22 protein-coding genes are annotated in these 20963 nt (G+C 72.1%); 15 read left to right on the top strand and 7 right to left on the bottom strand.

Annotation, left to right across the window (positions count from 1 at the left end; translation table 11 throughout):
- Positions 1–93: 93 nt before the first annotated feature.
- A complete protein-coding gene (locus FNH09_RS31865; RefSeq protein WP_152893378.1) occupies positions 94–657 on the bottom strand; it encodes a hypothetical protein in 564 nt (187 codons plus the stop codon).
- Positions 658–1052: 395 nt separating this feature from the next.
- Between FNH09_RS31865 and FNH09_RS31860 the strand changes: the two genes are divergently transcribed.
- On the top strand, positions 1053–2444 hold the full coding sequence (locus FNH09_RS31860) for a M1 family metallopeptidase (RefSeq protein ID WP_152893377.1): 1392 nt from the start codon (positions 1053–1055) through the stop codon (positions 2442–2444).
- A gap of 56 nt (positions 2445–2500) precedes the next feature.
- The gene (locus FNH09_RS31855) at positions 2501–3157 is read left to right on the top strand and encodes a TRIC cation channel family protein (RefSeq protein ID WP_162469389.1); all 657 of its coding nucleotides are present in this window, start codon (positions 2501–2503) and stop codon (positions 3155–3157) included.
- Here the strand turns inward: FNH09_RS31855 and FNH09_RS31850 are convergent.
- Positions 3066–4298 (bottom strand): alpha/beta hydrolase, encoded by a 1233-nt coding sequence (locus FNH09_RS31850; protein ID WP_152893380.1) that lies wholly within the window; start codon positions 4296–4298, stop codon positions 3066–3068. The two genes, FNH09_RS31855 and FNH09_RS31850, sit on opposite strands and share 92 nt — an antisense overlap.
- A 154-nt stretch (positions 4299–4452) precedes the next feature.
- Here FNH09_RS31850 and FNH09_RS31845 point away from each other — a divergent pair, with 154 nt between their 5' ends.
- Positions 4453–5349, top strand: a complete 897-nt coding sequence (locus tag FNH09_RS31845) for a thioesterase family protein (RefSeq protein WP_152893375.1) — start codon at positions 4453–4455, stop codon at positions 5347–5349.
- Here FNH09_RS31845 and FNH09_RS31840 read toward each other — a convergent pair.
- Positions 5336–5938 (bottom strand): TIGR03086 family metal-binding protein, encoded by a 603-nt coding sequence (locus FNH09_RS31840; RefSeq protein WP_152893374.1) that lies wholly within the window; start codon positions 5936–5938, stop codon positions 5336–5338. The two genes, FNH09_RS31845 and FNH09_RS31840, sit on opposite strands and share 14 nt — an antisense overlap.
- A gap of 101 nt (positions 5939–6039) precedes the next feature.
- Here FNH09_RS31840 and FNH09_RS31835 point away from each other — a divergent pair, with 101 nt between their 5' ends.
- Together FNH09_RS31835 and FNH09_RS31830 are read left to right on the top strand one after the other, a co-directional pair.
- On the top strand, positions 6040–7017 hold the full coding sequence (locus FNH09_RS31835) for a WYL domain-containing protein (RefSeq protein ID WP_162469388.1): 978 nt from the start codon (positions 6040–6042) through the stop codon (positions 7015–7017).
- A gap of 140 nt (positions 7018–7157) precedes the next feature.
- Positions 7158–7523: a hypothetical protein gene (locus FNH09_RS31830; protein ID WP_152893372.1), complete on the top strand. Its 366-nt coding sequence runs from the start codon at positions 7158–7160 to the stop codon at positions 7521–7523.
- Positions 7524–7598: 75 nt separating this feature from the next.
- On the opposite strand, the gene FNH09_RS31825 is transcribed toward FNH09_RS31830, so the two are convergent.
- Positions 7599–8225, bottom strand: a complete 627-nt coding sequence (locus FNH09_RS31825; protein WP_152893371.1) for a TetR family transcriptional regulator — start codon at positions 8223–8225, stop codon at positions 7599–7601.
- 167 nt (positions 8226–8392) lie between these two features.
- On the opposite strand from FNH09_RS31825, the gene FNH09_RS31820 reads away from it, so the two are divergent.
- The 3 genes from FNH09_RS31820 to FNH09_RS31810 all read left to right on the top strand — a co-directional run bounded on the left by FNH09_RS31820 (position 8393) and on the right by FNH09_RS31810 (position 10122).
- Positions 8393–8590 carry a hypothetical protein gene (locus FNH09_RS31820; RefSeq protein WP_152893370.1) on the top strand — a complete coding sequence of 66 codons (198 nt, stop codon included), beginning with the start codon at positions 8393–8395 and terminating at the stop codon, positions 8588–8590.
- 5 nt (positions 8591–8595) lie between these two features.
- Positions 8596–8862 carry a DUF4190 domain-containing protein gene (locus tag FNH09_RS31815; protein ID WP_152893369.1) on the top strand — a complete coding sequence of 89 codons (267 nt, stop codon included), beginning with the start codon at positions 8596–8598 and terminating at the stop codon, positions 8860–8862.
- 90 nt (positions 8863–8952) lie between these two features.
- Positions 8953–10122 carry a cysteine desulfurase family protein gene (locus FNH09_RS31810; protein WP_152893368.1) on the top strand — a complete coding sequence of 390 codons (1170 nt, stop codon included), beginning with the start codon at positions 8953–8955 and terminating at the stop codon, positions 10120–10122.
- A gap of 90 nt (positions 10123–10212) precedes the next feature.
- On the opposite strand, the gene FNH09_RS31805 is transcribed toward FNH09_RS31810, so the two are convergent.
- Positions 10213–10905, bottom strand: coding sequence for an N-acetylmuramoyl-L-alanine amidase (locus FNH09_RS31805; RefSeq protein ID WP_152893367.1), 693 nt, complete (start codon positions 10903–10905; stop codon positions 10213–10215).
- A 60-nt stretch (positions 10906–10965) separates the two neighbouring features.
- Here FNH09_RS31805 and mnmA point away from each other — a divergent pair, with 60 nt between their 5' ends.
- Positions 10966–12093 carry a tRNA 2-thiouridine(34) synthase MnmA gene (mnmA, locus tag FNH09_RS31800; RefSeq protein ID WP_152893366.1) on the top strand — a complete coding sequence of 376 codons (1128 nt, stop codon included), beginning with the start codon at positions 10966–10968 and terminating at the stop codon, positions 12091–12093.
- Between the two features lie 176 nt (positions 12094–12269).
- On the opposite strand, the gene FNH09_RS31795 is transcribed toward mnmA, so the two are convergent.
- Both FNH09_RS31795 and FNH09_RS31790 read right to left on the bottom strand, forming a co-directional pair.
- Positions 12270–13052 carry an alpha/beta fold hydrolase gene (locus tag FNH09_RS31795; protein WP_152893365.1) on the bottom strand — a complete coding sequence of 261 codons (783 nt, stop codon included), beginning with the start codon at positions 13050–13052 and terminating at the stop codon, positions 12270–12272.
- 37 nt (positions 13053–13089) lie between these two features.
- Positions 13090–13413, bottom strand: coding sequence for a DUF427 domain-containing protein (locus tag FNH09_RS31790; RefSeq protein ID WP_152893364.1), 324 nt, complete (start codon positions 13411–13413; stop codon positions 13090–13092).
- Positions 13414–13465: 52 nt separating this feature from the next.
- Between FNH09_RS31790 and FNH09_RS31785 the strand changes: the two genes are divergently transcribed.
- From FNH09_RS31785 to FNH09_RS31760, 6 genes are all read left to right on the top strand, one after another.
- Positions 13466–14029, top strand: coding sequence for an LOG family protein (locus tag FNH09_RS31785; protein WP_152893363.1), 564 nt, complete (start codon positions 13466–13468; stop codon positions 14027–14029).
- Between the two features lie 15 nt (positions 14030–14044).
- Positions 14045–14734 carry an SDR family oxidoreductase gene (locus tag FNH09_RS31780; RefSeq protein ID WP_152893362.1) on the top strand — a complete coding sequence of 230 codons (690 nt, stop codon included), beginning with the start codon at positions 14045–14047 and terminating at the stop codon, positions 14732–14734.
- A gap of 7 nt (positions 14735–14741) precedes the next feature.
- Positions 14742–15161 carry a hypothetical protein gene (locus FNH09_RS31775; protein ID WP_152893361.1) on the top strand — a complete coding sequence of 140 codons (420 nt, stop codon included), beginning with the start codon at positions 14742–14744 and terminating at the stop codon, positions 15159–15161.
- A gap of 60 nt (positions 15162–15221) precedes the next feature.
- Positions 15222–16178, top strand: coding sequence for a methionine synthase (locus FNH09_RS31770; protein WP_152893379.1), 957 nt, complete (start codon positions 15222–15224; stop codon positions 16176–16178).
- A 15-nt stretch (positions 16179–16193) separates the two neighbouring features.
- Positions 16194–18389: an NAD-dependent DNA ligase LigA gene (gene ligA, locus FNH09_RS31765; protein ID WP_162469387.1), complete on the top strand. Its 2196-nt coding sequence runs from the start codon at positions 16194–16196 to the stop codon at positions 18387–18389.
- 259 nt (positions 18390–18648) lie between these two features.
- Complete coding sequence (locus FNH09_RS31760; protein ID WP_152893360.1) at positions 18649–20931, top strand: putative bifunctional diguanylate cyclase/phosphodiesterase; 2283 nt, start codon at positions 18649–18651, stop codon at positions 20929–20931.
- Positions 20932–20963: the final 32 nt, after the last annotated feature.

Raw genomic sequence — 20963 nt, 5'->3', positions numbered from 1 at the left:
CCCCGCTTCCCCGCTTCCCCGCTTCCCCCGATTTTCCCTCGGAATTGCGGCCCGATGGTTCAGCCGTCAAATTCCCGTTTGTTTATCGGTGAATTACGGCTTCGGGGTGCAGGCGTGCTTGCCCACGCACTCCGAGAAGAACGGGTAGGTCCAGATGACGTCGATGACGCCGTAGTCCTTGTTGACGACGACCTTGCAGTTCGCCCCGTAGTGCTCCTTGCGGATGTTGAACCGGCGGTACTCGACCTTGGGCGTGACGTAGCCGTAGTTCTTGGACTTGACCTTCAGGGTGTCCGTGACGGTGACGCCCTTGGTGGTCTTCTTGGTCACGTTGTGCTCGAACTTCGCCTCGACCTTGCCGATTCCCCAGCCCACGCTGGCGCCGCCGCCCACGGTCCAGCTGGTCGAGCGGCTCGTGGTGGTCTTGAGCGCGTACTTGAGCGTCGAGGTCGCACCGGCGTTGTACTTGCCGGCGGTGGAGCCGATCGTCTTGTAGTACGGCGTGCCGTACTTCTCGACGGTGATGAAGGAGTCGGTTCCGCAGCTTCTCTGCGGTGCGTTCGCGGCGGCGGAGGCGGCCGTCGGAATGGCCACGGACGCGCCGACCAGGAGTGCCGTGGTCGCGACGACCCGGCCGGCTGTTCCGAACTTGTTCATTCTTTTACCCCGTGTTTTCTTGTGCGCGGTCGCGCCTCATTGCGCTTCGCGCTGGCGAAGCAGAAATTACTCAGCGGGGATGGTGGCCACAAGCGCTTCTCGTGAATGCCGGGGATTCAGTCTCAAGGAATCCTCAATTCTATTTTCCGGGACTCTGGTCGGCACTCCTGGTATGCCGGATTTCTCCGTCCTGTGGGGCGGGAGAAAGGGCCCTCCTTCGCCCCGAAACGGTCAAACCCTTGACGTCGTGTGACCTGTGCCACTTCGCGCTGGGCTGTCATGCCCCAACGGGCAGTGACGCATGACGAGTTGGCAAAGTCATGCACATGTTCAACCGGGAGCCCCCAGAGTCGGTCATGTCCGTCTGATCGGAACATGACCCGAAGGGATGACTTATGGCGCTCTCCCGTTCGGCACGACTGGGGGCCCTCGCGACCGCGGCGGCCTCCTTCCTCGTCATCGCCGCCTCTCCCGCCCCCACCCCCGGCGCGGACGGCATCGGCGACACCTACTTCCCGCAGCTCGGCAACGGCGGCTTCGACGCCCGCCACTACGACCTCGACGTGGCGTACGACCCGGCCACCGGCCGCCTGGACGGCCGTACGACCCTCACCGCCCGCGCGACGCAGAACCTCTCGTCCTTAGACCTGGACCTTCAGAAGCTGGCGGTCACGAGCGTCGAGGTGAACGGCAGACGCGCCCGGTTCGCGCGCGAGGCCGACGAGATCCGGATCACCCCGCGCGACGCCCTGCGCAAGGGCCGCACCTTCACGGTCACCGTCACCTACGGCGGCGTTCCCGAACCCCTGGGCGGGCCCATCGTGTTCGGCTCGAACTACGGCTGGATGAAGACCGCCGACGGCGTGTTCGTCGCCTGTGAGCCCAACGCCGCCTCCACCTGGTTCCCCTCCAGCGACCACCCCGCCGACAAGGCGACCTACGACATCCGCATCCGAGCCCCCAAGGGCCTGACCGCGGTCTCCAACGGACGGCTCGTCTCCACGTACGACAAGGGCGGTTCGACGTACACCCACTGGCGTGAGACGAAGCCCATGGCGACCTACCTCGCGACCGCGACGGTCGGGAAGTTCGACGTACGCACCGGGAAGACCCCCGGCGGGATCCCGATCTACGTGGCGATCGACCCGGTCCTGGCCAACAGCAACAACGTCGACGTGTACGCCCTCACCGCCGAGGCCACCGACTACTGGTCGCAGCTCTTCGGGCCCTACCCCTTCGAGGAGACCGGCGCGATCGTCGACGACATGCCCGAGGCGGGCTTCTCGCTGGAGGTGCAGTCGAAGCCGGTCTACTCGGCCGTGCGCAGCGAGTCGACCATCGTGCACGAGCTGGCCCACCAGTGGTTCGGCGACTCGGTCTCGGTCGAGCGGTGGAAGGACATCTGGCTCAACGAGGGCTTCGCCACGTACGCCCAGTGGCTGTGGGCCGAGCACCGCGGGACCCGCTCGGCGCACGACTCCTTCCTGGCCGGCTACAACGCCCGCCCCGCCGACTCCGCCTTCTGGCAGACGGTCGTCGCCGACCCGCAGCGCGACACCATGTTCGCCTCGGCCGTCTACCAGCGCGGCGCGATGACGCTCCAGGTGCTGCGCGAGCGCATCGGGGACGACGCCTTCTTCCGGCTGCTTCCGGCCTGGACGAAACTGCACCGCTACGGCAACGCGAACACGGCCGACTTCATCCGGCTGGCGGAGCGGATCTCCGGACAACAGCTCGACGATCTCTTCCAGACCTGGGTGTTCACGGCAGGGAAACCAACTCTTTGAGCCCCGTGAGCCTCGCTTTGTAAGGTTCCCGGCGTCCTCTGGGTGAGAATGGCAGGGTGCTCCAAGAACTGTTCAGTCCCTCCGTCCAGCATCGCCTCGACCTGATCGGCATCTTCGTCTTCGCCATCTCGGGTGCGCTGCTGGCCGTCCGCAAGAACTTCGACGTCTTCGGCATCGCCGTCCTCGCCGAGGTGACCGCGCTGGGCGGAGGGCTGTTCCGGGACCTGATCATCGGCGCGGTGCCGCCCGCCGCCTTCACCGACCTGGGCTATTTCGTCACCCCGCTGCTCGCCGCCCTCCTGGTCGTCTTCCTGCACCCCCACGTGGAGCGCATCCAGACCGGGGTGAACGTCTTCGACGCGGCCGGTCTGGGCCTGTTCTGCGTCACCGGCACGACGAAGGCGTACGCCTACGGGCTCGGCCTCCCCCAGTCGGCCGCCCTGGGCCTGGCCACCGCCGTCGGCGGCGGTGTGCTGCGCGACGTGCTGGCCAACGAGGTCCCCTCGCTGCTGCGCTGGGACCGCGACCTGTACGCGGTGCCGGCCATGGTCGGCGCCACGATGGTCGCGGTCTGCATCCGCTACGACGTCCTGACCCCGACCGCCAGCGGCTTCGCCGCGCTCACTGCCTTCGTGCTGCGCCTGCTCGCGATGAAGTACCACTGGCGAGCGCCGCGTGCGTGGAACCGGCGGTCGACCGTGCGTGAGGAGTAGCGCCGCGGACGGTGACGGGGTGGCGCCCCACCCGCGCGGACAGCCAGCGGAACGCCGGCACCACCTGCGGCCGCCACAGCGCCATGGTGTGCCCGCCCGCGCTCTTCGGGATGAACACCACCTGCACGTTCGTCGGCGCGTGCGCTGCCTGCCGCAGCGCGACCCCGGCCTCGTAGCCGTCGTGCGGCTGCCCGGAGACGTAGAGCGAGAGCGGCGGCGGGGTGGCCGCCCGGCGCAGCAGCAGCAACGGGTTGTTGTGGGCGCGCAGGGTCGGGTTCTGGGCGGTGAGCGAGTCGCGTTCGCCGAGCGGGTCGTTGTAGCCGGACAGGCTCACCGCGGCCCGGTAGCGGTCGGGGTGGGCGATGGCGAGCTTGAGGGCGCAGTGCGCGCCGGCCGAGTAGCCGGCCACCGCCCAGCCTGCCGGCGCGGGCTCGGCCCGGAAGTTGTCCATGACCATCCTCGGCACGTCGACGCTCAGCCAGGTGTCGGCGTTGACCGTGCCCGGGATGTTGGCGCAGCCGGTGTCGATCCCGGCCAGCAGGGTGGTGCGCGGGGCGACCAGGATGAACGGCGCGACCTGGTGGGAGCGCATCAGCGGCAGCAGCTGCTCGTGCGCGTGCAGGGCGCCGAACCACGCCTTGGCGGAGCCGGGGTAGCCCGGCAGCACCTCTACGACGGGGAATCTGTGGTGCCGGTAGGCGGGCTCGTTGTACTGCGGCGGCAGCCAGACGTAGACCTCGGCGTCGACGCCGGAGACCCGGCCCTTGAGCTGGGTGACCCGCACACCGCCGGCCGCGTGCATGCCCGGTCCGTCGGCGAGGGTGAAGTGCTGCTCCACTCTGGGCAGCTTCTCCAGCGCTATGCCGCCGGTACCGTCCGAGCCGAGGTTGGCGGCCTGCTCGACGTGGCTGCCGGTGCCCAGTAGGTCGGCCCAGTTGTCGTAGAGGTTGTTGGCGTTGTTGACCAGGGTGAAGACCAGGGCGACGGCGGTGCCCTGGGCGAACAGCAGCATCAGTATCCGGGCGGTCGCGCGCATGGCCCACGGTCCCGGCGTCCGCGACCACAGCAGCAGCGGCAGGGCGACGGCGACGGCGGAGAGCACGATCAAGGTGATGAGGAACGCAGTCCCGGTGAGGCTCATGTCCTCATAGAGGGCGAAGAAGGCCTCGGGGTTACGGACGAGTATGGACACTTACCAAGAAATTGCCGGAACCTCACCCGAGTGCTTACTTGACTGCTGCGTGCAGGCTTGTTCAAAGCTACCGCTTAGTAATTTCTTCTTGTACGGTTCAGGTATGTCAGAAGCAGCTATCGCACCGTCCGCCACTCTCGGCTCGGCCCGCACCGGGGCATCCCCGTCGCGGGCCGCGATCGGCGACAGCGAGTTCGACCGGGACACCGCGCTCACCCGCCGCGAACCCGGCGTCTACGACATCGAGCTCTCGGCCGGCTGGACCATCATCAGCGCCGTCAACGGCGGTTATCTGCTGGCGGTCCTGGGCCGCGCGCTCGCCGATGCCCTGCCGCACCCGGACCCGTTCACGATCTCGGCGCACTATCTGACGGCATCGCAGCCCGGTCCGGCGGTCGTGCGCACCGAGACCGTCCGCACCGGCCGCACCCTCTCCACCGGCCAGGCCTCGCTCTTCCAGCTCGACGAGCAGGGCAACGAGGTCGAGCGGATCCGCGTCCTCGCCTCCTACGGCGACCTCGGCGCCCTCCCCGACGACGTCCGCACGGCGGCCCGGCCGCCCCAGATGCCGCCGCCCGAGCAGTGCTTCGGCCCCCAGGACGCGCCGAGCCCGGTTCCGGGCAGCTCGGCCATCACCGACCGTCTGTTCCTCAAGCTGGACCCGTCGACCCTGGGCTGGGCGCTCGGCAAGCCGTCCGGCAAGGGGGAGATGCGAGCCTGGTTCGGCCTGGCCGACGGCCGGGACGCCGACCCGCTCTCCCTCCTGCTCGCGGTGGACGCGCTGCCTCCCACCGCCTTCGAGATCGGTCTGTCCGGCTGGGTCCCGACGGTCGAGCTCACCGTCCACGTCCGCTGCCGCCCCGCCCCGGGCCCGCTGCGCGTCGCCATCACCACCCGCAACCTCGCCGGCGGCTTCCTGGAGGAGGACGCCGAGGTCTGGGACAGCGCCGACCGGCTGGTGGCGCAGTCCCGGCAGCTGGCCCGGGTCAGGCTCGGCTGAGCGGCATCCGCCCCAGCCAGGCCGCCAGTCGCTCGTAGGCGCCGGCCCCCTCGGGGGCCGGACGCGCCGAGTCGAACGGGAACTCCGCGCCGCGCTCCGCCTCCGGCAGTGCCCGGTGCGCGGCCGCCAGGGCGAACTCGGCCAGCTCCGGATCGAGTTCGAGGGGCCGGTCGAGCGCCTCGGAGAGATCCCAGGTGTGCGCCACGAGCTCCATCACATAGCCCGACAGGGCCGCCCGCCCCGGTACCTCGCCCCATGGCACCCGGACCGGCGCCGTCAGCCGCGCGTCGTCCGCCCAGGCCGCGAGCACCCGCACCACGATGTCGTCGTACGCGGCCGTCCATGCGTCGTCCGTGACCTCGTCCGCGAACGGCCGTACGGCGAGACCGTCGCCGCCCTCGCCCACGACGGCGATCCTCCGTGTGCCGCCGACGACATGGCTCAGCAGCGTCCGCACGTCGAACTCGGCGCACGGGGTGGGGCCGGTCAGCTGCTCGGGCCGGACGGTCTTGATCAGCGCGGCCGCCTGCGCGGTGGCGCGGGCGTAGACGGGACGGGGGTCGGGCTGGGCGGTGTGCACGGTGTTCATGTCGGACCTCTCGGTGAGTCGTTGCCCGTACGCTCCCGCCATAACCTGACAGTTCCCGTCAACATTTGCGGAAGGGTTCCGCGCGGTCCGATCCTGGGGCCGTGAAGTCCGACCGTCTGCTGTCGATCCTGCTGCTCCTCCAGACCCGCGGCCGGGTGCCCGCGCACGAACTGGCCGAGCGGCTGGAGGTGTCGGTGCGCACCGTCTACCGCGATGTCGAGTCCCTTTCCGCCGCGGGCGTCCCCGTGTACGCCGACCGCGGCCGGCACGGCGGCATCCGGCTGCTGGCGGGATTCCGCACCGACGTCACCGGCCTGACCGCCGACGAGTCCCGCGCCCTGTTCGTGCTGGCCGCCCAGGGCGCGCACACCGCCCTCGGCCTGGACGCGGCCCTGGGCTCGGCGCTGCGCAAGGTGATGGCAGCGCTCCCGGCGCCGCACCGGCCGGCCGCCGAGGCGACCGGCCGCCGCATCCTGGTCGACGCCACGCGCTGGAAGGGCGGCCCGCAGTCCGTCGCCGACCTCGACGTCCTCCAGGACGCGGTCTTCGCCGACCGGCGGCTGCGGCTGCGCTACCGGCACGGCGGCGACAGCGAGCCACGCACCTACACGGTCGATCCCTACGGTCTGGTCGCCAAGGCGGGCGTCTGGTACCTGGTCGCCGACCTGCGGGCCGCGCCCCGGCTCTTCCGCGCCGACCGGGTGCGCTCGGCGAAGCTGCTCGACGACCCCGTGAGGCGCCGTCCCGGCGTCGAACTGCGCGATGTGTGGACGGAGTTGCGCAGACAGGTCGAGGAGCGTCCGGGCGGGCTCGACGTCACCGTACGGGTCCGGCGCGACCGGCTCGACATGTTCCTGCGCCTGAACGCCGCGTCGCTGGCCGAACGGCCCGAGGACGACGGCGCGAGTGCGTGGGTGATCGTCCGGCTGTCGTACGGATCCGTCCCCGGGGCCCGCCAACTGCTGCCGTTCGGCGACCGGGTGGAGGTGCTCGGGCCGCCGGAGGTGCGCGAGGAACTGCGCTCCGCGGCCGCCTCCGTCACGGCCCTGTACCAGGAGTCGGGCCCGGGGGACCGGTGAACGCGCAGGCCGGCACGGTGCTTTGGGGCGTGCTTTGCCCGATTGACAGGCCAGGGACAGCGGGGCCCCAAGGAAGCCTCATGGGCCGTTGGTTGAGTGCCCCTCTCAACGCTCTCTCATCTTCCCTGGAGTTGTCTCTCATGAAGCGTGCGCGTCTCGTCCCCGCCGTGGTCCTGCTGGCGATCTCGCCTCTGGCCCTGGCGGCCTGCGGCTCGGGCGACTCGGCGTCGAACAGCGGCAGCTCCGGGCAGCAGGCGTGCCAGGCACCGTCCGGCATGCCGAGCCGGAACGCCTCCGGCATGCCGAGCGGCGGCCCCTCGGGCGCCCCGTCGGGGATGCCCGGCGGCGCCCCCTCGGGCAACCCGTCGGGGATGCCGAGCGGGATGCCGAGCGGGATGCCCAGCGGGATGCCCAGCGGCGGTCCCGGCGGGGCGCAGGGCGGCGGCCGGGGCGGTCCCGGCGGCGGCTGCGGCGGCCAGGGGCAGCAGCAGGCCCAGCAGGGCTGAACCCGCACGCTGTACGACAGGGAGGCGCCGCACCCGTTCACCGGGCGCGGCGCCTCCCGTCGTACGACGTGCCGGTCAGTCGAGCCAGTGCCGACGGCCGATGCCGATCAGCCTCAGCTGCCGGGTGGCCACCTGCCTGATGCGCTCCTGCTCCTCCTGCGGCGCGTCCAGGCTCTCCAGGAAGAGCGAGGCGGTGACGAGCATCTGGTCGACGTAGAGGTGGGCGAGCATCAGCAGGTCCGCGTCGCTCCAGCCCTCGGACACCGCGTCCTTGGCCAGTTCGTCCCGCACCTCCTCGGCGAACCGGACCAGTTGGTCTCGGATCGCCTCCCGGACCGGCTGCACCCCGCCGTGCCGCTCACGCGCGATGAAGCGGACGTGGGCCGGATACGCGGCCACATGGCCGGCGATCAACTGGACGGCGCGAGCGATGCGTTCGTCACCGGTGTCGGCGGCGGTGACCGTCGTGCGGATCATCGCGTGCAGGCTGCCGAGCGCCTCCTCGACCAGCGCCACGCCCAGGTCGGCGGTGGAGCGGAAGTGCCGGTAGAACGCCGTCGGTGCGACGCCTACGGCGCGGGTCACCTCGCGCAGGCCGAGACTGCTCAGGCTCTGCTCCTCCAGCAGACCCAACGCCGCTTCCAGCAGCGCCTGCCGGGTCTTCTGCTTCTGCGCCTGCCGGATGCCGAGAGTGTGACTCATAACACCCAGTTAACAACTGTTCTCTGGAATTGAGAAGCGGTCGCGCACGTTAGACTCAAGAGTCAGTGAACAACTGTAACCGTAACCGTTCACCGGACTGCCGTGAGGCGCGTCCACGAGCCGTGAGACGCATCCGCGACAGGTATCTCGGAGGGGGATCCGAACACATGCTGTTCCTCGTCGCCGCACTCATGCTGCTCGGCGTGGTCATGGGCACCGTCGCCCACGCGTCGCTGACCTTCACGGCCGCCGTCGCCGTCGTCGTGGCGGGCTGGCTCGGCATCTTCGCCCTGCGCGAGCTGCGCGGCCGCCGCCGCGCCTCGGCCCACCGGCCCACCACCGCCCGTCCGACCGTCGGGAGCTGACCGTCATGCACCTCACCGCACCGGCCACGCGCCGCACCGGCACCCGCGACACCGACGGCATGGCCGTCGCGTCCTTCATCCTCGGCCTGCTCGGGCTCGTCGCCCTCAACCTCTTCCTCGGCCCGATCGCCATCACCCTGGCGACGGTGGCCCTGTGGCGCGGCACCGCCCGTCGCGGCCGCGCCTGGCTGGGGCTGGCCCTGGGCGTCGCCGACCTGCTGCTCCTGGTGGCGTTCATGCAGGCGGACAGCACGGTGTCCTGGGGCTTCTGAGCCCGGGGGACCGGCTGACGCCGACGCCGCAACGGGCGGGGTGCCCGCAGCCCCGGCCCGGTCCACAGGGCCCGTAGAATCGGGCTCACCATGGCATACCTCGACCACGCCGCGACCACCCCGATGCTCCCGGAGGCGGCAGAGGCACTGACCGCCCAACTGGGCGTCACCGGCAACGCCTCCTCCCTCCACGCATCCGGCCGCAGAGCCCGCCGTACGGTCGAGGAGTCCCGCGAGACCCTCGCGGAGGCGCTCGGCGCCCGCCCCAGCGAGGTCGTCTTCACCTCCGGCGGCACCGAGGCCGACAACCTCGCCGTCAAGGGCCTGTACTGGTCCAGGCGGGCCGCCGATCCGCGCCGGACCCGCGTCCTGGCCAGCCCGGTCGAACACCACGCGGTCCTCGACGCCGTGCACTGGCTGGCCGAGCACGAGGGCGCCACCGTCGAGTACCTCCCGGTCGACTCCCACGGCCGGGTCCACCCCGAGGCCCTGCGCGAGGCCGTCGCCCGCGACCCCGACGACGTCGCCCTGGCCACCGTGATGTGGGCCAACAACGAGATCGGCACGGTCCTTCCGATCCGTGAACTCGCCGAAGTCGCGGCGGAGTTCGGCATCCCGCTGCACGCCGACGCGGTCCAGGCCTTCGGGCAGGTCCCGGTCGACTTCGCCGCCTCCGGCCTCGCCGCGATGACGGTCTCGGGCCACAAGATCGGCGGCCCGTACGGCATCGGCGCCCTGCTCCTGGGGCGCGAGCACACCCCCGTACCCGTGTTGCACGGCGGTGGCCAGGAGCGCCATGTCCGCTCCGGCACCCTCGACGTCCCCGCGATCGCCTCCTTCGGCGTGGCCGGCCGGCTGGCGGCCGAGGGGCGCGAGCGGTTCGCCCGCGAGATCGGCGCCCTGCGCGACGACTTGGTCGCCAGGGTCCGCGCCGCGGTGCCCGACGCGATCCTGGGCGGCGACCCCGACCCGGCCGGCCGGCTCCCGGCCAACGCGCACTTCACCTTCCCGGGCTGCGAGGGCGACTCCCTGCTCCTGCTGCTGGACGCCCAGGGCGTCGAGTGCTCCACGGGCTCCGCCTGCACCGCGGGCGTGGCCCAGCCCAGCCACGTCCTCCTCGCCACCGGCACCGACCCGGACCTGGCCCGCGGCACCCTGCGCTTCTCCTTCGGCCACACCTCCACCCAGGCGGACGTCGACGCGGTCGCCAAGGTCATCGGCCCGGCGGTCGAACGCGCCCGGGCGGCGGGACTCACCTAGGGCGGCCCACCGAGGCATCGGGGTGTGATCTGCGTCACGCGGCCGTGCGGTCGGGTCGTCGTACGGGACCGGGCCGCGGGGCGCCGTCGCTCACGCCGTGGCGTGCGGCCGTGCCGAGGCGGCGCCCGCCGCCCGCACCAGCCGCAGGTACCGCGGCCAGTCCCAGTGCAGCCCGGGATCCGTGTGGTCCGTGCCCGGCACCTCCACGTGCCCGATGATGTGCGCACGGTCGACGGGTATCCCGTACCGCGCGCATATCGCCGCCGTCAGCCGGGCCGAGCCCGCGTACATCGCGTCGGTGAACGACGAGGCCCGGTCCACGAAGCCCTCGTGCTCGATGCCGACGCTGCGTTCGTTGTACGACCGGTTTCCGGCGTGGAACGCCACGTCCAGCTCCCGGATCATCTGCGTGACGTGCCCGTCCTTGCGCACGATGTAGTGGGCCGCGGCCCCGTGCCGAGGATCCTGGAAGGCCTTCACCGCACTGTCGAAGCCGCCCTGGGTGACATGGACGACCACCCGGTCGATCGCGTAGTCGTCCGGCCGGTCCGCCCGGCGGTAGTTCGCCGGCGAGGCCGCCACCCAGCGCGCACCCCGGAAGTCGACCGCCCCCGCCACCCGCGGTTTCTCCACGCCCGGCAGCCGCCACCACAGGTGCCCCAGCTCCCGGCGCGCCACCGCGGCGCAGCCCACCGCGGCCACGAGCCCGCCGATCAGCAGTCCCCGCCGCCCGATCCGCTGGTCCGCGTCGCCGCTCTTCGCTCCCGCCCGCTTCTCCCCCATGTGATCGTCAACGCAAACCCGCGAGCTCCGGTTCCCGCGCCCCCTTACCCTTGAAGCGCTATGACTGACACCCCGCGCTCCCGCCCCCTCCGCGTCCTCGCCGCCATGTCCGGTGGCGTCGACTCCGCAGTCGCCGCCGCCCGCGCGGCCGAAGCGGGCCACGACGTGACCGGAGTCCATCTCGCGCTCTCCGCCAACCCGCAGTCCTTCCGCACCGGCGCGCGCGGCTGCTGCACCATCGAGGACTCGCGCGACGCCCGGCGCGCGGCCGACGTCATCGGTATCCCGTTCTACGTCTGGGACCTCGCCGACCGCTTCCGCGAGGACGTGGTGGAGGACTTCGTCGCCGAGTACGAGGCGGGACGCACCCCGAACCCGTGCCTGCGCTGCAACGAGAAGATCAAGTTCGCCGCCCTGCTGGACAAGGCGCTGGCGCTGGGCTTCGACGCGGTGTGCACGGGCCACTACGCGAAGGTGCTGGTCCGCGAGGACGGCACCCGCGAGCTGCACCGCGCCTCCGACATGGCCAAGGACCAGTCGTACGTCCTCGGTGTGCTGGACGACCGCCAGCTGGCGCACGCCCTCTTCCCGCTCGGCGACACGCTCACCACGAAGGACGAGATCCGCGCCGAGGCCGAGCGCCGGGGCCTGGCCGTGGCCAAGAAGCCCGACTCGCACGACATCTGCTTCATCGCCGACGGCGACACCCAGGGCTTCCTGGCCCGGCGGCTGGGCAAGGCCGAGGGCGACATCGTCGACGAGTCCGGCGCCAGGCTGGGCACCCACGAGGGCGCCTACGGCTTCACCATCGGCCAGCGCAAGGGACTGCGCATCGGCGTCCCGGCCGCGGACGGCAAGCCGCGCTACGTCCTCGACATCTCGCCGGTGGACAACACGGTCACGGTCGGCCCGGCGGCCTCCCTCGACGTGTCCGCCCTGACCGCGATCAAGCCCCGCTGGTGCGGAGCAGCCCCGGACGGCCCCGGCACCTACACCGCCCAGCTGCGCGCCCACGGCGGCGAGACCGAGGTGAGCGCGCACCTCGTCGACGGCGAGCTGCGGGTCACGTTCACCGAGCCGGTCCGCGGCGTCGCCCCCGGCCAGGCGATCGTCCTGTACGACGGCACCCGCGTGGTGGGCTCGGCGACGATCGCGACGACGGTACGGGCGACGGCCGGGGCGGCCTGAGCCCTCCCGGCACGCGCGAGGACGGCCCGGGGCCCCTCCGGCACATCGGCGAGGACGGCCCGGGGCCCCTCCGGCATATCGGCGCGGGCGGCCCGGGCCCTTCCGACGCGCACGTGGGCGGCCCGGGGCGGCCCTTCCGGCACCCGCGTGGGCGGCCCGAGTCCTTCCGGCGCCCGCTAATCCCCGAAGAACTCCGTCAGCACCGGCGCGAGCGCGGTCGGGTCCACCATGTGGGTCTGGCCCTCCAGGACGCGATAGGTGCCCCGGGGCACGGACTCGGCGACCGCCTTGGTCGCCTCGCGCAGCCACGTCGGGCTCGCCCCGCCCGCGACGGCCAGCACCGGCACGTCGACCGAGGCCAGCCGCTCGCGGGGGACCAGTCCGTCGCCCATGACCGTGTTGTCGTAGGCCAGGGTCGGCGCGGCTGCCTCCATGGCGGGCCACATGGGGGACTGCCGGGCGCTCTCGATCATCCCCTCGGCCAGACCGGTCAGCCGCAGGAACAGCGCGACCGCGTCCCCGCGCCGCCCCTCGGCCAGGGCCCGCTCCAGGTTCTCGGTGTACTCGGCGCGTTCCTTCGCGCCGCCGCCCCCGAAATCGGCGAACGGCGTCTCGTACACCGCGACCTGACGCGCCGGCACCCCGGCGGCGGCCGCCGCCAGGACCAGCGCGCCACCCGACGAGACACCGCACAGCTGCGCCTGGCCGCCCACCGCCTCGATCAGCGCGGCGATGTCCTCGACCTCGCGGTCCACCGCGTACGGAGCGGTGTCACCGCTGCCGCCGCGGCCCCGGCGGTCGTACACGACGACGTCGAAGCGGTCCGAGAGGGCCGCGGCCAGGGGCGCCATCGTGCCGCCCGTGGACATGGCCCCGCTCACCAGGACGACCGCCGGGCCCTGTCCGGTGCGTTCGTAGGCGAGGGAGGTCCCGTCGCGCGAGATGGTCTTGTTGTCCATGTCTGACGAGACTGCCATCCGGCACCGGATTAGTCGCCTACAACACCTCCACTTCGTAGAAGCAGAGGTGGTCCTTGATCTCGGCGACGTCCGGCTTCGGGTCGGGATAGAACCAGACGGCGTCCGCCGCGTCCGGCAGCGACCAGTACGAGGCCGTGCCCTTGAAGGGGCAGTAGGTGTGCGTGTCGGAGGCGGTCAGCAGGTCGAGGCGGACGTCCTCGGCCGGGATGTAGTACCGCACGGGACAGCCCGTCTCGCGCAGCAGGAGGGGGCGGTCGCTCTCCGCCAGGGTCCGGCCGTCGTGGACGACCCGGACGCGCTGTGTGCCCTGCTCGATGGTGATCGTGTGTCCTTCAGCCATAACGGAGACAGCGCTTGCCGGGCGCCGGTTCTTCCCGCGTACCGTGTCCCGTATGCGTATCTGTGTCTTCCTCTCCGCCGCCGACCTCGACGACCGCTACACCCGCCCCGCGCGCGAGTTCGCGCAGCTGCTCGGCAAGGGCGGCCACACGCTCGTGTGGGGCGGCTCCGACGTCGGTCTGATGAAGGTGGTCGCCGACGGCGTGCAGGAGGCCGGCGGGCGGCTCGTCGGGGTCTCCGTGGACTTCCTGGCGGACAGGACCCGCCCGGGCGCCGACGAGATGGTGATCGCGCGCGACCTCGCCGAGCGCAAGCGGCTGCTGCTGGAGAAGGCCGACGCGGTGGTGGTGATGGTCGGCGGGACCGGGACGCTGGACGAGGCGACCGAGATCCTGGAGCTGAAGAAGCACGGGCACACCGACAAGCCGGTCGTGCTGCTGAACACGGCGGGCTTCTACGACGGCCTGGAGACGCAGTTCCGGCGCATGGAGGCCGAGGGCTTCCTGCCCCGCCCCCTCGCCGAACTGGTGTTCTTCGCGCAGGAGCCGCTCGCCGCGCTGGCCTACCTGGAGGTCGCGACACCGGCGGCTCCCGCCGCGGGCGCCGGCCTGGAGTGATGCGAGCATGGCGGCATGGCTACTCATGTGATCACCGGGGCGGGGTCGGGCATCGGCGCGGCCGTCGCCCGCCGTCTGCACGCGCGCGGCGACGAACTCGTGCTGCACGCGCGCGACGCCGGCCGTGCGAAGGAACTGGCGGCCGAGTTCGACGGGGCGCGCACGCTGGTCGGTGACCTGGCGGATCCCGACAAGCTGAGCTGGGCGTTCTCCCACCAGAGCCTGCCGGACCGGGTGGACTCCCTGCTGCACATCGCGGGTGTGGTCGACCTGGGGCCGGTCGGCGACCTGACCCCCAAGTCGTGGCGCCACCAGCTGAACGTCAACCTGATCGCCCCCGCGGAGCTGACCCGCCACTTCCTGCCCCAGCTGCGGGTCGCCCAGGGGCACGTGCTCTTCGTCAACTCCGGAGCCGGGCTCAACGCCCACGCGGAATGGTCGGCGTACGCGGCCTCCAAGCACGGTCTGAAGGCCCTCGCCGACTCGCTGCGCCACGAGGAGCACACGAACGGCGTCCGCGTCACCACCGTCTACCCCGGCCGTACCGCCAGCCCGATGCAGGCCAAGGTCCACCAGCAGGAGGGCAAGGAGTACGACCCGGCGCGGTGGATCGACCCCGAGTCCGTCGCGACGGCGATCCTGATGGCCCTCGACCTGCCCCGGGACGCGGAGGTCAACGACCTGACGGTACGGCCGGGACGATGAGCCCGCGATGACCGGCGGTGGGGAGACACAGCGCTGGCTGGAGGACGCGTGGGACCGCGCCGAGGCCGCGGTGGTCCTGGTCGGCGGGGACGACGCCGGACCGCTCGCCGGACGCCGGCTGCTCGCCGAGGTGTACGACGACGACGCCCTGGCGGAGCTGCGGGAGCTGACCACGTCCGGTGCCTTCACCGGTGACATCTGCCGGTGCCACGGCAGCCTGACGGTGGCCCTGCTGGACGCCGGGGGCGACTTCATCGGCGGCGGCAGCTGCCACGGCCGGGACACCGTCTCCTGGGAACGCGGTCGCTTCCGCGACGACCTGGAGGTCGCCGACCCGGAGGGGCTCTCGGCCTTCCTGCACCGCTACGGGGTGCCCTGGCCCGCGGCGGCACCCGCGGGTGGCGTGGGCTCCCCGCGGGTTACGTAGGCTTCCGGGGTGAGCGAAAACAGCCAGGCCGGCTTCGGCCCCGCGACCGGGATCGGCTCGATGCCCGGCGGCGACGCCCGGGAGGCCGCCAAGACCGTCGCCGGGTCCTTCGAGGACTTCCCGTTCCTGCCCGAACTGCCGGCCCGCGGTCCCGGCGCGGACATGGTCGGGCGGACCGCCGGGATGCTCGCCGAGCTGTACGCGCGCGTGGAGCCCAGCGGCTGGCGGCTCGGGGACCGGCCGGGGCGGGACACCAAGCGGGCCAGGTCGTGGCTGGGCGAGGACCTGGACGCGCTGGAGGAGTTCACCCAGGAGTACACGGGCCCGCTGAAGGTGCAGGCGGTGGGCCCCTGGACGCTGGCCGCCGCGCTGGAGCTGAGGAACGGCGAGGCCGCGCTCTCCGACCCCGGCGCCTGCCGCGACCTCGCCGGCTCGCTCGCCGAGGGGCTGCGGCTGCACCTCGCCGAGGTGAGCCGCCGTGTCCCCGGCGCCCGGCTCGTCCTCCAGCTCGACGAACCCTCCCTGACCGCCGTGCTGCGCGGCCAGGTGAAGTCGGCCAGCGGCTACCGCACCCACCGCGCCGTCGACCGGCAGCTGGTGGAGGCCACCCTGCGCGACGTCGTCGGCGTGCACGGCGAGGGCGCGGTCGTGGTCCACTCCTGCGCGCCGGACGTCCCGTTCGCGCTGCTGCGCCGGGCCGGAGCGGCGGCCGTGTCCTTCGACTTCTCGCTGCTCACCGAGCGTGACGACGACGTGATCGGCGAGGCGGTGGAGGCGGGCACCCGGCTGTTCGCCGGTGTCGTGCCGGGCACCGACTCCGCATTGTCGGACCCTGCCGGTAGCGTCATGGGTGTCAGAACGCTGTGGCGCAGGCTGGGACTGCAACCGGGGCTCCTCGCGGAAGCGGTGACGGTCACTCCGTCCTGCGGCCTCGCGGGGGCGTCCCCCGCGTACGCGCGCAGGGCGCTCGCCCACTGCGTCTCGGCGGCGAGATCCCTCGCTGACAACCCAGAGTAACGGGAGGACGACACGGTGGCCGGCGACCAGCAGGCGGAGACGACGGTGCCCGCCGAGGCACGGGAGCAGCACGCGCAGCTCGCCGAGCAGATCGAGGAGCACCGCTTCCGGTACTACGTGAAGGACGCTCCCGTCGTCAGCGACGCCGAGTTCGACAGACTCCTGCGCGCGCTGGAGGCGCTGGAGGAGGAGCACCCCGGGCTGCGCACGCCCGACTCGCCGACCCAGAAGGTCGCGGGGGCGTACGCGACCGAGTTCACGGCCGTCCAGCACCGGGAGCGCATGCTCTCGCTGGACAACGTCTTCGACGACCCGGGGCTCGCCGCCTGGGTGGAGCGCGTCGCCAGGGAACTGGGCGATCAGGAGTACCACTTCCTGTGCGAGCTGAAGGTCGACGGTCTCGCCGTCAACCTCACCTACGAGCACGGCCGGCTCACCCGCGCGGCGACCCGTGGCGACGGCCGCACCGGCGAGGACATCACCCCGAACGTCCGCACGATCGCGGAGATCCCGGACCGCCTCCGGGGCGAGGACGTCCCCGACCTCGTGGAGATCCGCGGCGAGGTCTACTTCCCGATGGAGGAGTTCGAGGAGCTGAACGCCAGGCTGGTCGCGGCCGGCGACAAGCCCTTCGCCAACCCCCGCAACGCCGCCGCCGGTTCGCTGCGCCAGAAGGACCCGCGGGTCACCGCGAGCCGCCCGCTGCACATGGTCGTCCACGGCATCGGCGCCCTGGAGGGCTTCACGGGCATGACCCGGCTCTCCCAGGCCTACGACCTGCTGAAGACCTGGGGCCTGCCCACCTCCACGCACAACCGGGTGGTCGACGACCTGGACGGCGTACGCGAGTTCATCGCCCACTACGACGGCGAGAACCGCCATTCCGTGGAGCACGAGATCGACGGTGCCGTCGTCAAGCTGGACGAGATCCGGCTCCAGGGCCGGCTCGGGTCCACCGCGCGGGCCCCGCGCTGGGCGATCGCCTACAAGTACGCGCCGGAAGAGGTCAACACCAAGCTCGTCGACATCAAGGTGGGTGTCGGCCGCACCGGTCGCGTCACACCGTACGCGCAGGTCGAGCCGGTCACGGTCGCGCGCAGCGAGGTCGAGTTCGCCACCCTGCACAACCAGGAGGTCGTCAAGGCCAAGGGCGTGCTCATCGGCGACACCGTGGTGATCCGCAAGGCCGGTGACGTCATCCCGGAGATCCTCGGCCCGGTGGTCGACCTGCGGGACGGTACCGAGCGGGAGTTCGTGATGCCGAGCGAGTGCCCCGAGTGCGGGACGCCGCTGCGGCCCATGAAGGAGGGCGACATCGACCTCCGCTGCCCCAACGCACGTACCTGCCCTGCCCAGTTGCGCGAGCGCGTCTCCTACCTCGTGGGCCGTGAGTGCCTGGACATCGAGAACTTCGGCGCGGTGGCCGCCGCGGCGCTGACCCGCCCGCTGGAGCCGGCCGACCCGCCGCTGGTGGACGAGGGCGACCTGTTCGACCTGACGGTGGAGAAGCTGCTGCCCATCAAGGCCTATGTCCTCGACCCGGACAGCGGACTGCCCAAGCGGGATCCCAGGACCGGCGAGGAGAAGGTCGTCACGGTCTTCGCCAACCAGAAGGGCGAGCCGAAGAAGAACACGCTTGCACTGCTGGAGAACGTCGAGGCGGCCAAGACCCGCCCCCTCGCGCGTTTCCTGAACGGTCTGTCCATCCGGCACGTCGGCCCGGTGGCGGCGCAGGCCCTCGCACGCGAGTTCCGCTCCGTCGACCGCATCGAACAGGCCACCGAGGAGGAGCTGGCCACCACCGACGGCGTCGGTCCCGTCATCGCCGCCGCGCTCAAGGAGTGGTTCGCCGAGGACTGGCACCGCGAGATCGTCCGCAAGTGGAAGGCGGCCGGAGTCCCGCTGGAGGACGAGTCGTCCGGCGAGGACCAGGGCCCGCGTCCGCTGGAAGGGCTGACCGTCGTCGTGACCGGCACCCTGGAGAACTTCACCCGCGACGGCGCCAAGGACGCGTTGCAGAGCCGCGGTGCGAAAGTGACCGGTTCGGTCTCGAAGAAGACGTCGTTCGTCGTTGTGGGTGAAAGCCCTGGATCGAAGTACGACAAGGCGATGCAACTGAAGGTGCCCGTCCTGAACGAGGACGGCTTCAAGGTGCTGCTGGAACAAGGGCCGGAGGCGGCCGCCGAAGTCGCCCTTCCGGCCGCGGAGTAGCGGTGGAAGGCCACCCGATCGGCGCATACCAGATGCATAGGGGTGGCGGGGGTTCAATCGGGCAACCGTCGACGACCGCTGCCCGTGGAAGCCTTCTGCGGCCTACTGTTGGGATGTGCGCCTGCCGTGCCCGGCTGCGGCCGGGGCATCCCTCTGCTCCTGGTGGGTACGGGGAAGGGCTTTCCAGCCCGGCGCCGTCGCAGGTTGTCGGGCATCGGGCCGTGTGGTGTGGGCACCGCAGGCTGTGAGAGGGACGGGAATGGAACCGACCGAGAGCGCCGCTCCGGACGCACGGCTGCGCCTGCGTCGGGTCACCGGCGCCTGGCGGGACAGCCGGTGGGGGACGCGGCCCTCGGCGCACGAGGGTGCGGAGGGGCGCGCGATCGTCCTGCGCACCTCCGTGGACGGTCACGGCCCCGCCCGCGACCTGGTCGCCGACAGCCTCGGCGGTACCGGCCTCGACACCCCGCACACCCCCGGCCTGCCCGGGGCCGAATCGGAACGTCGCCTGCCCTGGCCCGCGCTGCCCGCGGCCGTCGTCGCGGCGGCCGGCTTCGTCCTGGGCGCCGGTTTCTACCGGGCCTTCACCGGCAGTCACGCGCTCTTCCCGTGCGGCGCCGTCGGCTGGTCGCTGGCCATCCTGACCGGCATCATCGTCGGCCACCTGGTCATGCTGGGCCGCTCCCGCTGGTGGGGCGGCACCGGATCGGGCGCCGCCCTCACCCTCGCCGTGCTGCTGCTCTACGGCTGGGTGGCGGCCGGCATGGTCAGCCTCACCGTCGTCGTCCTGGTCGGCATAGCCAGGCGCCACCGCTGGCGGCAGGGCGTCCTGCACGGCGCGGTGGACATCCTCGGCATCGGCGCCGGAGCCCTGTTGCTCGCGGCCTTCGGACGGGTGCCGTCCGTCGAGGCCCCCTGGAACCCCGACAGCTGGACCCTCTACACCGCCCCCCAGGTGGTGCTGGTCGCGGCCGCCTACCTCGCGGTGACCCGCACCCTGCTGTGGTACCTGCACGCCCCGCGCAACGGCGGACTGCCCACCGTCGCCCGCACCGCCCTGGTCAGACAGGGCCTGGTCGCGGTCGCGCTGCTCGGCATCGCCCCCCTGGTCTGCGTGGTCGCCGCCGCCGAGCCCGTCCTGCTGCCGCTGTTCTCCATCCCGCTGGTCGCCCTCGACTCCACCCTGTGGATAGCCCGGGCCCGCGCCGAGGAGCAACTGCGCGACCCGCTCACCGGCCTGCCCAACCGTCAGTGGCTGCTGGAACGTATCTGGACGGCCCTGGACGACGCCGAGCGGATCGGTGCCCGCTCCGCCCTCATGCTGATCGACCTGGACCGCTTCCGTTCGGTCAACGACACCCTGGGCCATCTGGCCGGCGACCGGCTGCTGCTCCAGATAGCCGACCGGCTGCGGGTGGCCCTGCCGCGCGGGGCGGAGGCCGCGCGGCTCGGCGGCGACGAGTTCGCCGTGTTACTGCCGGTCGCCGACTCCACCACGTCCGCCACCCGCATCGCCCGCGGCCTGGTCGCCGCCCTCAGCTCCCCGCTCGACCTCGACGGACTCACCCTGGTCCTGGAGGCCAGTGCGGGCGTCGCCGTCTTCCCCGACCACGCCCTCGACGCCGAGGGGATGCTGCGCCGGGCCGACGTCGCCATGTACCAGGCGAAGCGGGACCGCACGGGGGTGGAGGTCTACGAGTCCAAACGCGACTCGAACACCCCGGACCGGCTCGGCCTGCTGGGTGATCTGCGCCGCGCCCTCGACGCCCACGAGGTCCAGCTGCACTACCAGCCCAAGGTCCGCTTCGACGGCCAGGTGGCCGGGCTGGAGGCCCTGGTCCGCTGGGTGCACCCCGAGCGCGGCAAGGTCCCGCCGGACGAGTTCATAGCGATCGCCGAGTCCTCCGGGCTGATGCCGCATCTGACGGAGTACGTCCTGGAGACGGCGCTGGCCCAGGTGGCCCGGTGGCGCGCGGAGGGCCTGTACGTGCCGGTCGCGGTCAACGTCTCCCCGCGCGACGTCCACACGCCCGGCTTCGCGGGCTCCGTCGCCGCTCGTCTCGCCCGGCACGGGGTGCCCGCGGGGGCGCTCCAGCTGGAGATAACGGAGCACGTCCTGCTGGAGGACCCGCAGCGGGCCGCCGACACCCTCGCCGCGCTGACCGGGCACGGCGTGAAGATGTCCCTGGACGACTTCGGCACCGGCTACTCCTCGCTGGTGCATCTGCGCCGGCTGCCGGTCAGCGAGCTGAAGATCGACCGCTCGTTCGTGGCCCGGCTGGCCGTGGACCCGCAGGACGCGGAGATCGTCCGCTGCACGATCGACCTGGCCCATTCCCTGGGCCTGCTGGTCGTCGCCGAGGGCGTCGAGGACGACGAGACCTGGGAGCGCCTGCGCGACCTGCGCTGCGACGCCGTGCAGGGCTGGCTGGTCGCCGCCGCGATGCCGCCCGAGGAGACCACGGCCTGGCTGCGGGCGCGCGGGTCGCGCGGCTGGCAGCGCCCGGCAGCGGCCCTGCCCGCGGCAGCCTCCGACGACTGACCGCCGTTCCGGCGGCTGTCGTACCCGGGGCC

The sequence above is a fragment of the Streptomyces adustus genome, from assembly GCF_009377175.1.
Classification (GTDB): domain Bacteria; phylum Actinomycetota; class Actinomycetes; order Streptomycetales; family Streptomycetaceae; genus Streptomyces; species Streptomyces adustus.
This window is presented reverse-complemented; position numbering and strand designations above follow the sequence as displayed.

Bases quoted from the DNA above. Each gene is read 5' to 3' on its own strand.
- FNH09_RS31865 (WP_152893378.1), bottom strand. From the start codon at position 657: ATGAACAAGTTCGGAACAGCCGGCCGGGTCGTCGCGACCACGGCACTC.
- mnmA (WP_152893366.1), top strand. From the start codon at position 10,966: ATGACTGACACCCCGCGCTCCCGCCCCCTCCGCGTCCTCGCCGCCATG.
- FNH09_RS31840 (WP_152893374.1), bottom strand. From the start codon at position 5,938: ATGAACACCGTGCACACCGCCCAGCCCGACCCCCGTCCCGTCTACGCC.
- FNH09_RS31845 (WP_152893375.1), top strand. From the start codon at position 4,453: ATGTCAGAAGCAGCTATCGCACCGTCCGCCACTCTCGGCTCGGCCCGC.
- FNH09_RS31820 (WP_152893370.1), top strand. From the start codon at position 8,393: ATGCTGTTCCTCGTCGCCGCACTCATGCTGCTCGGCGTGGTCATGGGC.
- FNH09_RS31825 (WP_152893371.1), bottom strand. From the start codon at position 8,225: ATGAGTCACACTCTCGGCATCCGGCAGGCGCAGAAGCAGAAGACCCGG.
- FNH09_RS31860 (WP_152893377.1), top strand. From the start codon at position 1,053: ATGGCGCTCTCCCGTTCGGCACGACTGGGGGCCCTCGCGACCGCGGCG.
- FNH09_RS31795 (WP_152893365.1), bottom strand. From the start codon at position 13,052: ATGGACAACAAGACCATCTCGCGCGACGGGACCTCCCTCGCCTACGAA.
- FNH09_RS31815 (WP_152893369.1), top strand. From the start codon at position 8,596: ATGCACCTCACCGCACCGGCCACGCGCCGCACCGGCACCCGCGACACC.
- FNH09_RS31850 (WP_152893380.1), bottom strand. From the start codon at position 4,298: ATGAGCCTCACCGGGACTGCGTTCCTCATCACCTTGATCGTGCTCTCC.
- FNH09_RS31805 (WP_152893367.1), bottom strand. From the start codon at position 10,905: ATGGGGGAGAAGCGGGCGGGAGCGAAGAGCGGCGACGCGGACCAGCGG.
- FNH09_RS31775 (WP_152893361.1), top strand. From the start codon at position 14,742: ATGACCGGCGGTGGGGAGACACAGCGCTGGCTGGAGGACGCGTGGGAC.
- FNH09_RS31770 (WP_152893379.1), top strand. From the start codon at position 15,222: ATGCCCGGCGGCGACGCCCGGGAGGCCGCCAAGACCGTCGCCGGGTCC.
- FNH09_RS31790 (WP_152893364.1), bottom strand. From the start codon at position 13,413: ATGGCTGAAGGACACACGATCACCATCGAGCAGGGCACACAGCGCGTC.
- FNH09_RS31760 (WP_152893360.1), top strand. From the start codon at position 18,649: ATGGAACCGACCGAGAGCGCCGCTCCGGACGCACGGCTGCGCCTGCGT.
- FNH09_RS31785 (WP_152893363.1), top strand. From the start codon at position 13,466: ATGCGTATCTGTGTCTTCCTCTCCGCCGCCGACCTCGACGACCGCTAC.
- FNH09_RS31830 (WP_152893372.1), top strand. From the start codon at position 7,158: ATGAAGCGTGCGCGTCTCGTCCCCGCCGTGGTCCTGCTGGCGATCTCG.
- FNH09_RS31810 (WP_152893368.1), top strand. From the start codon at position 8,953: ATGGCATACCTCGACCACGCCGCGACCACCCCGATGCTCCCGGAGGCG.
- FNH09_RS31780 (WP_152893362.1), top strand. From the start codon at position 14,045: ATGGCTACTCATGTGATCACCGGGGCGGGGTCGGGCATCGGCGCGGCC.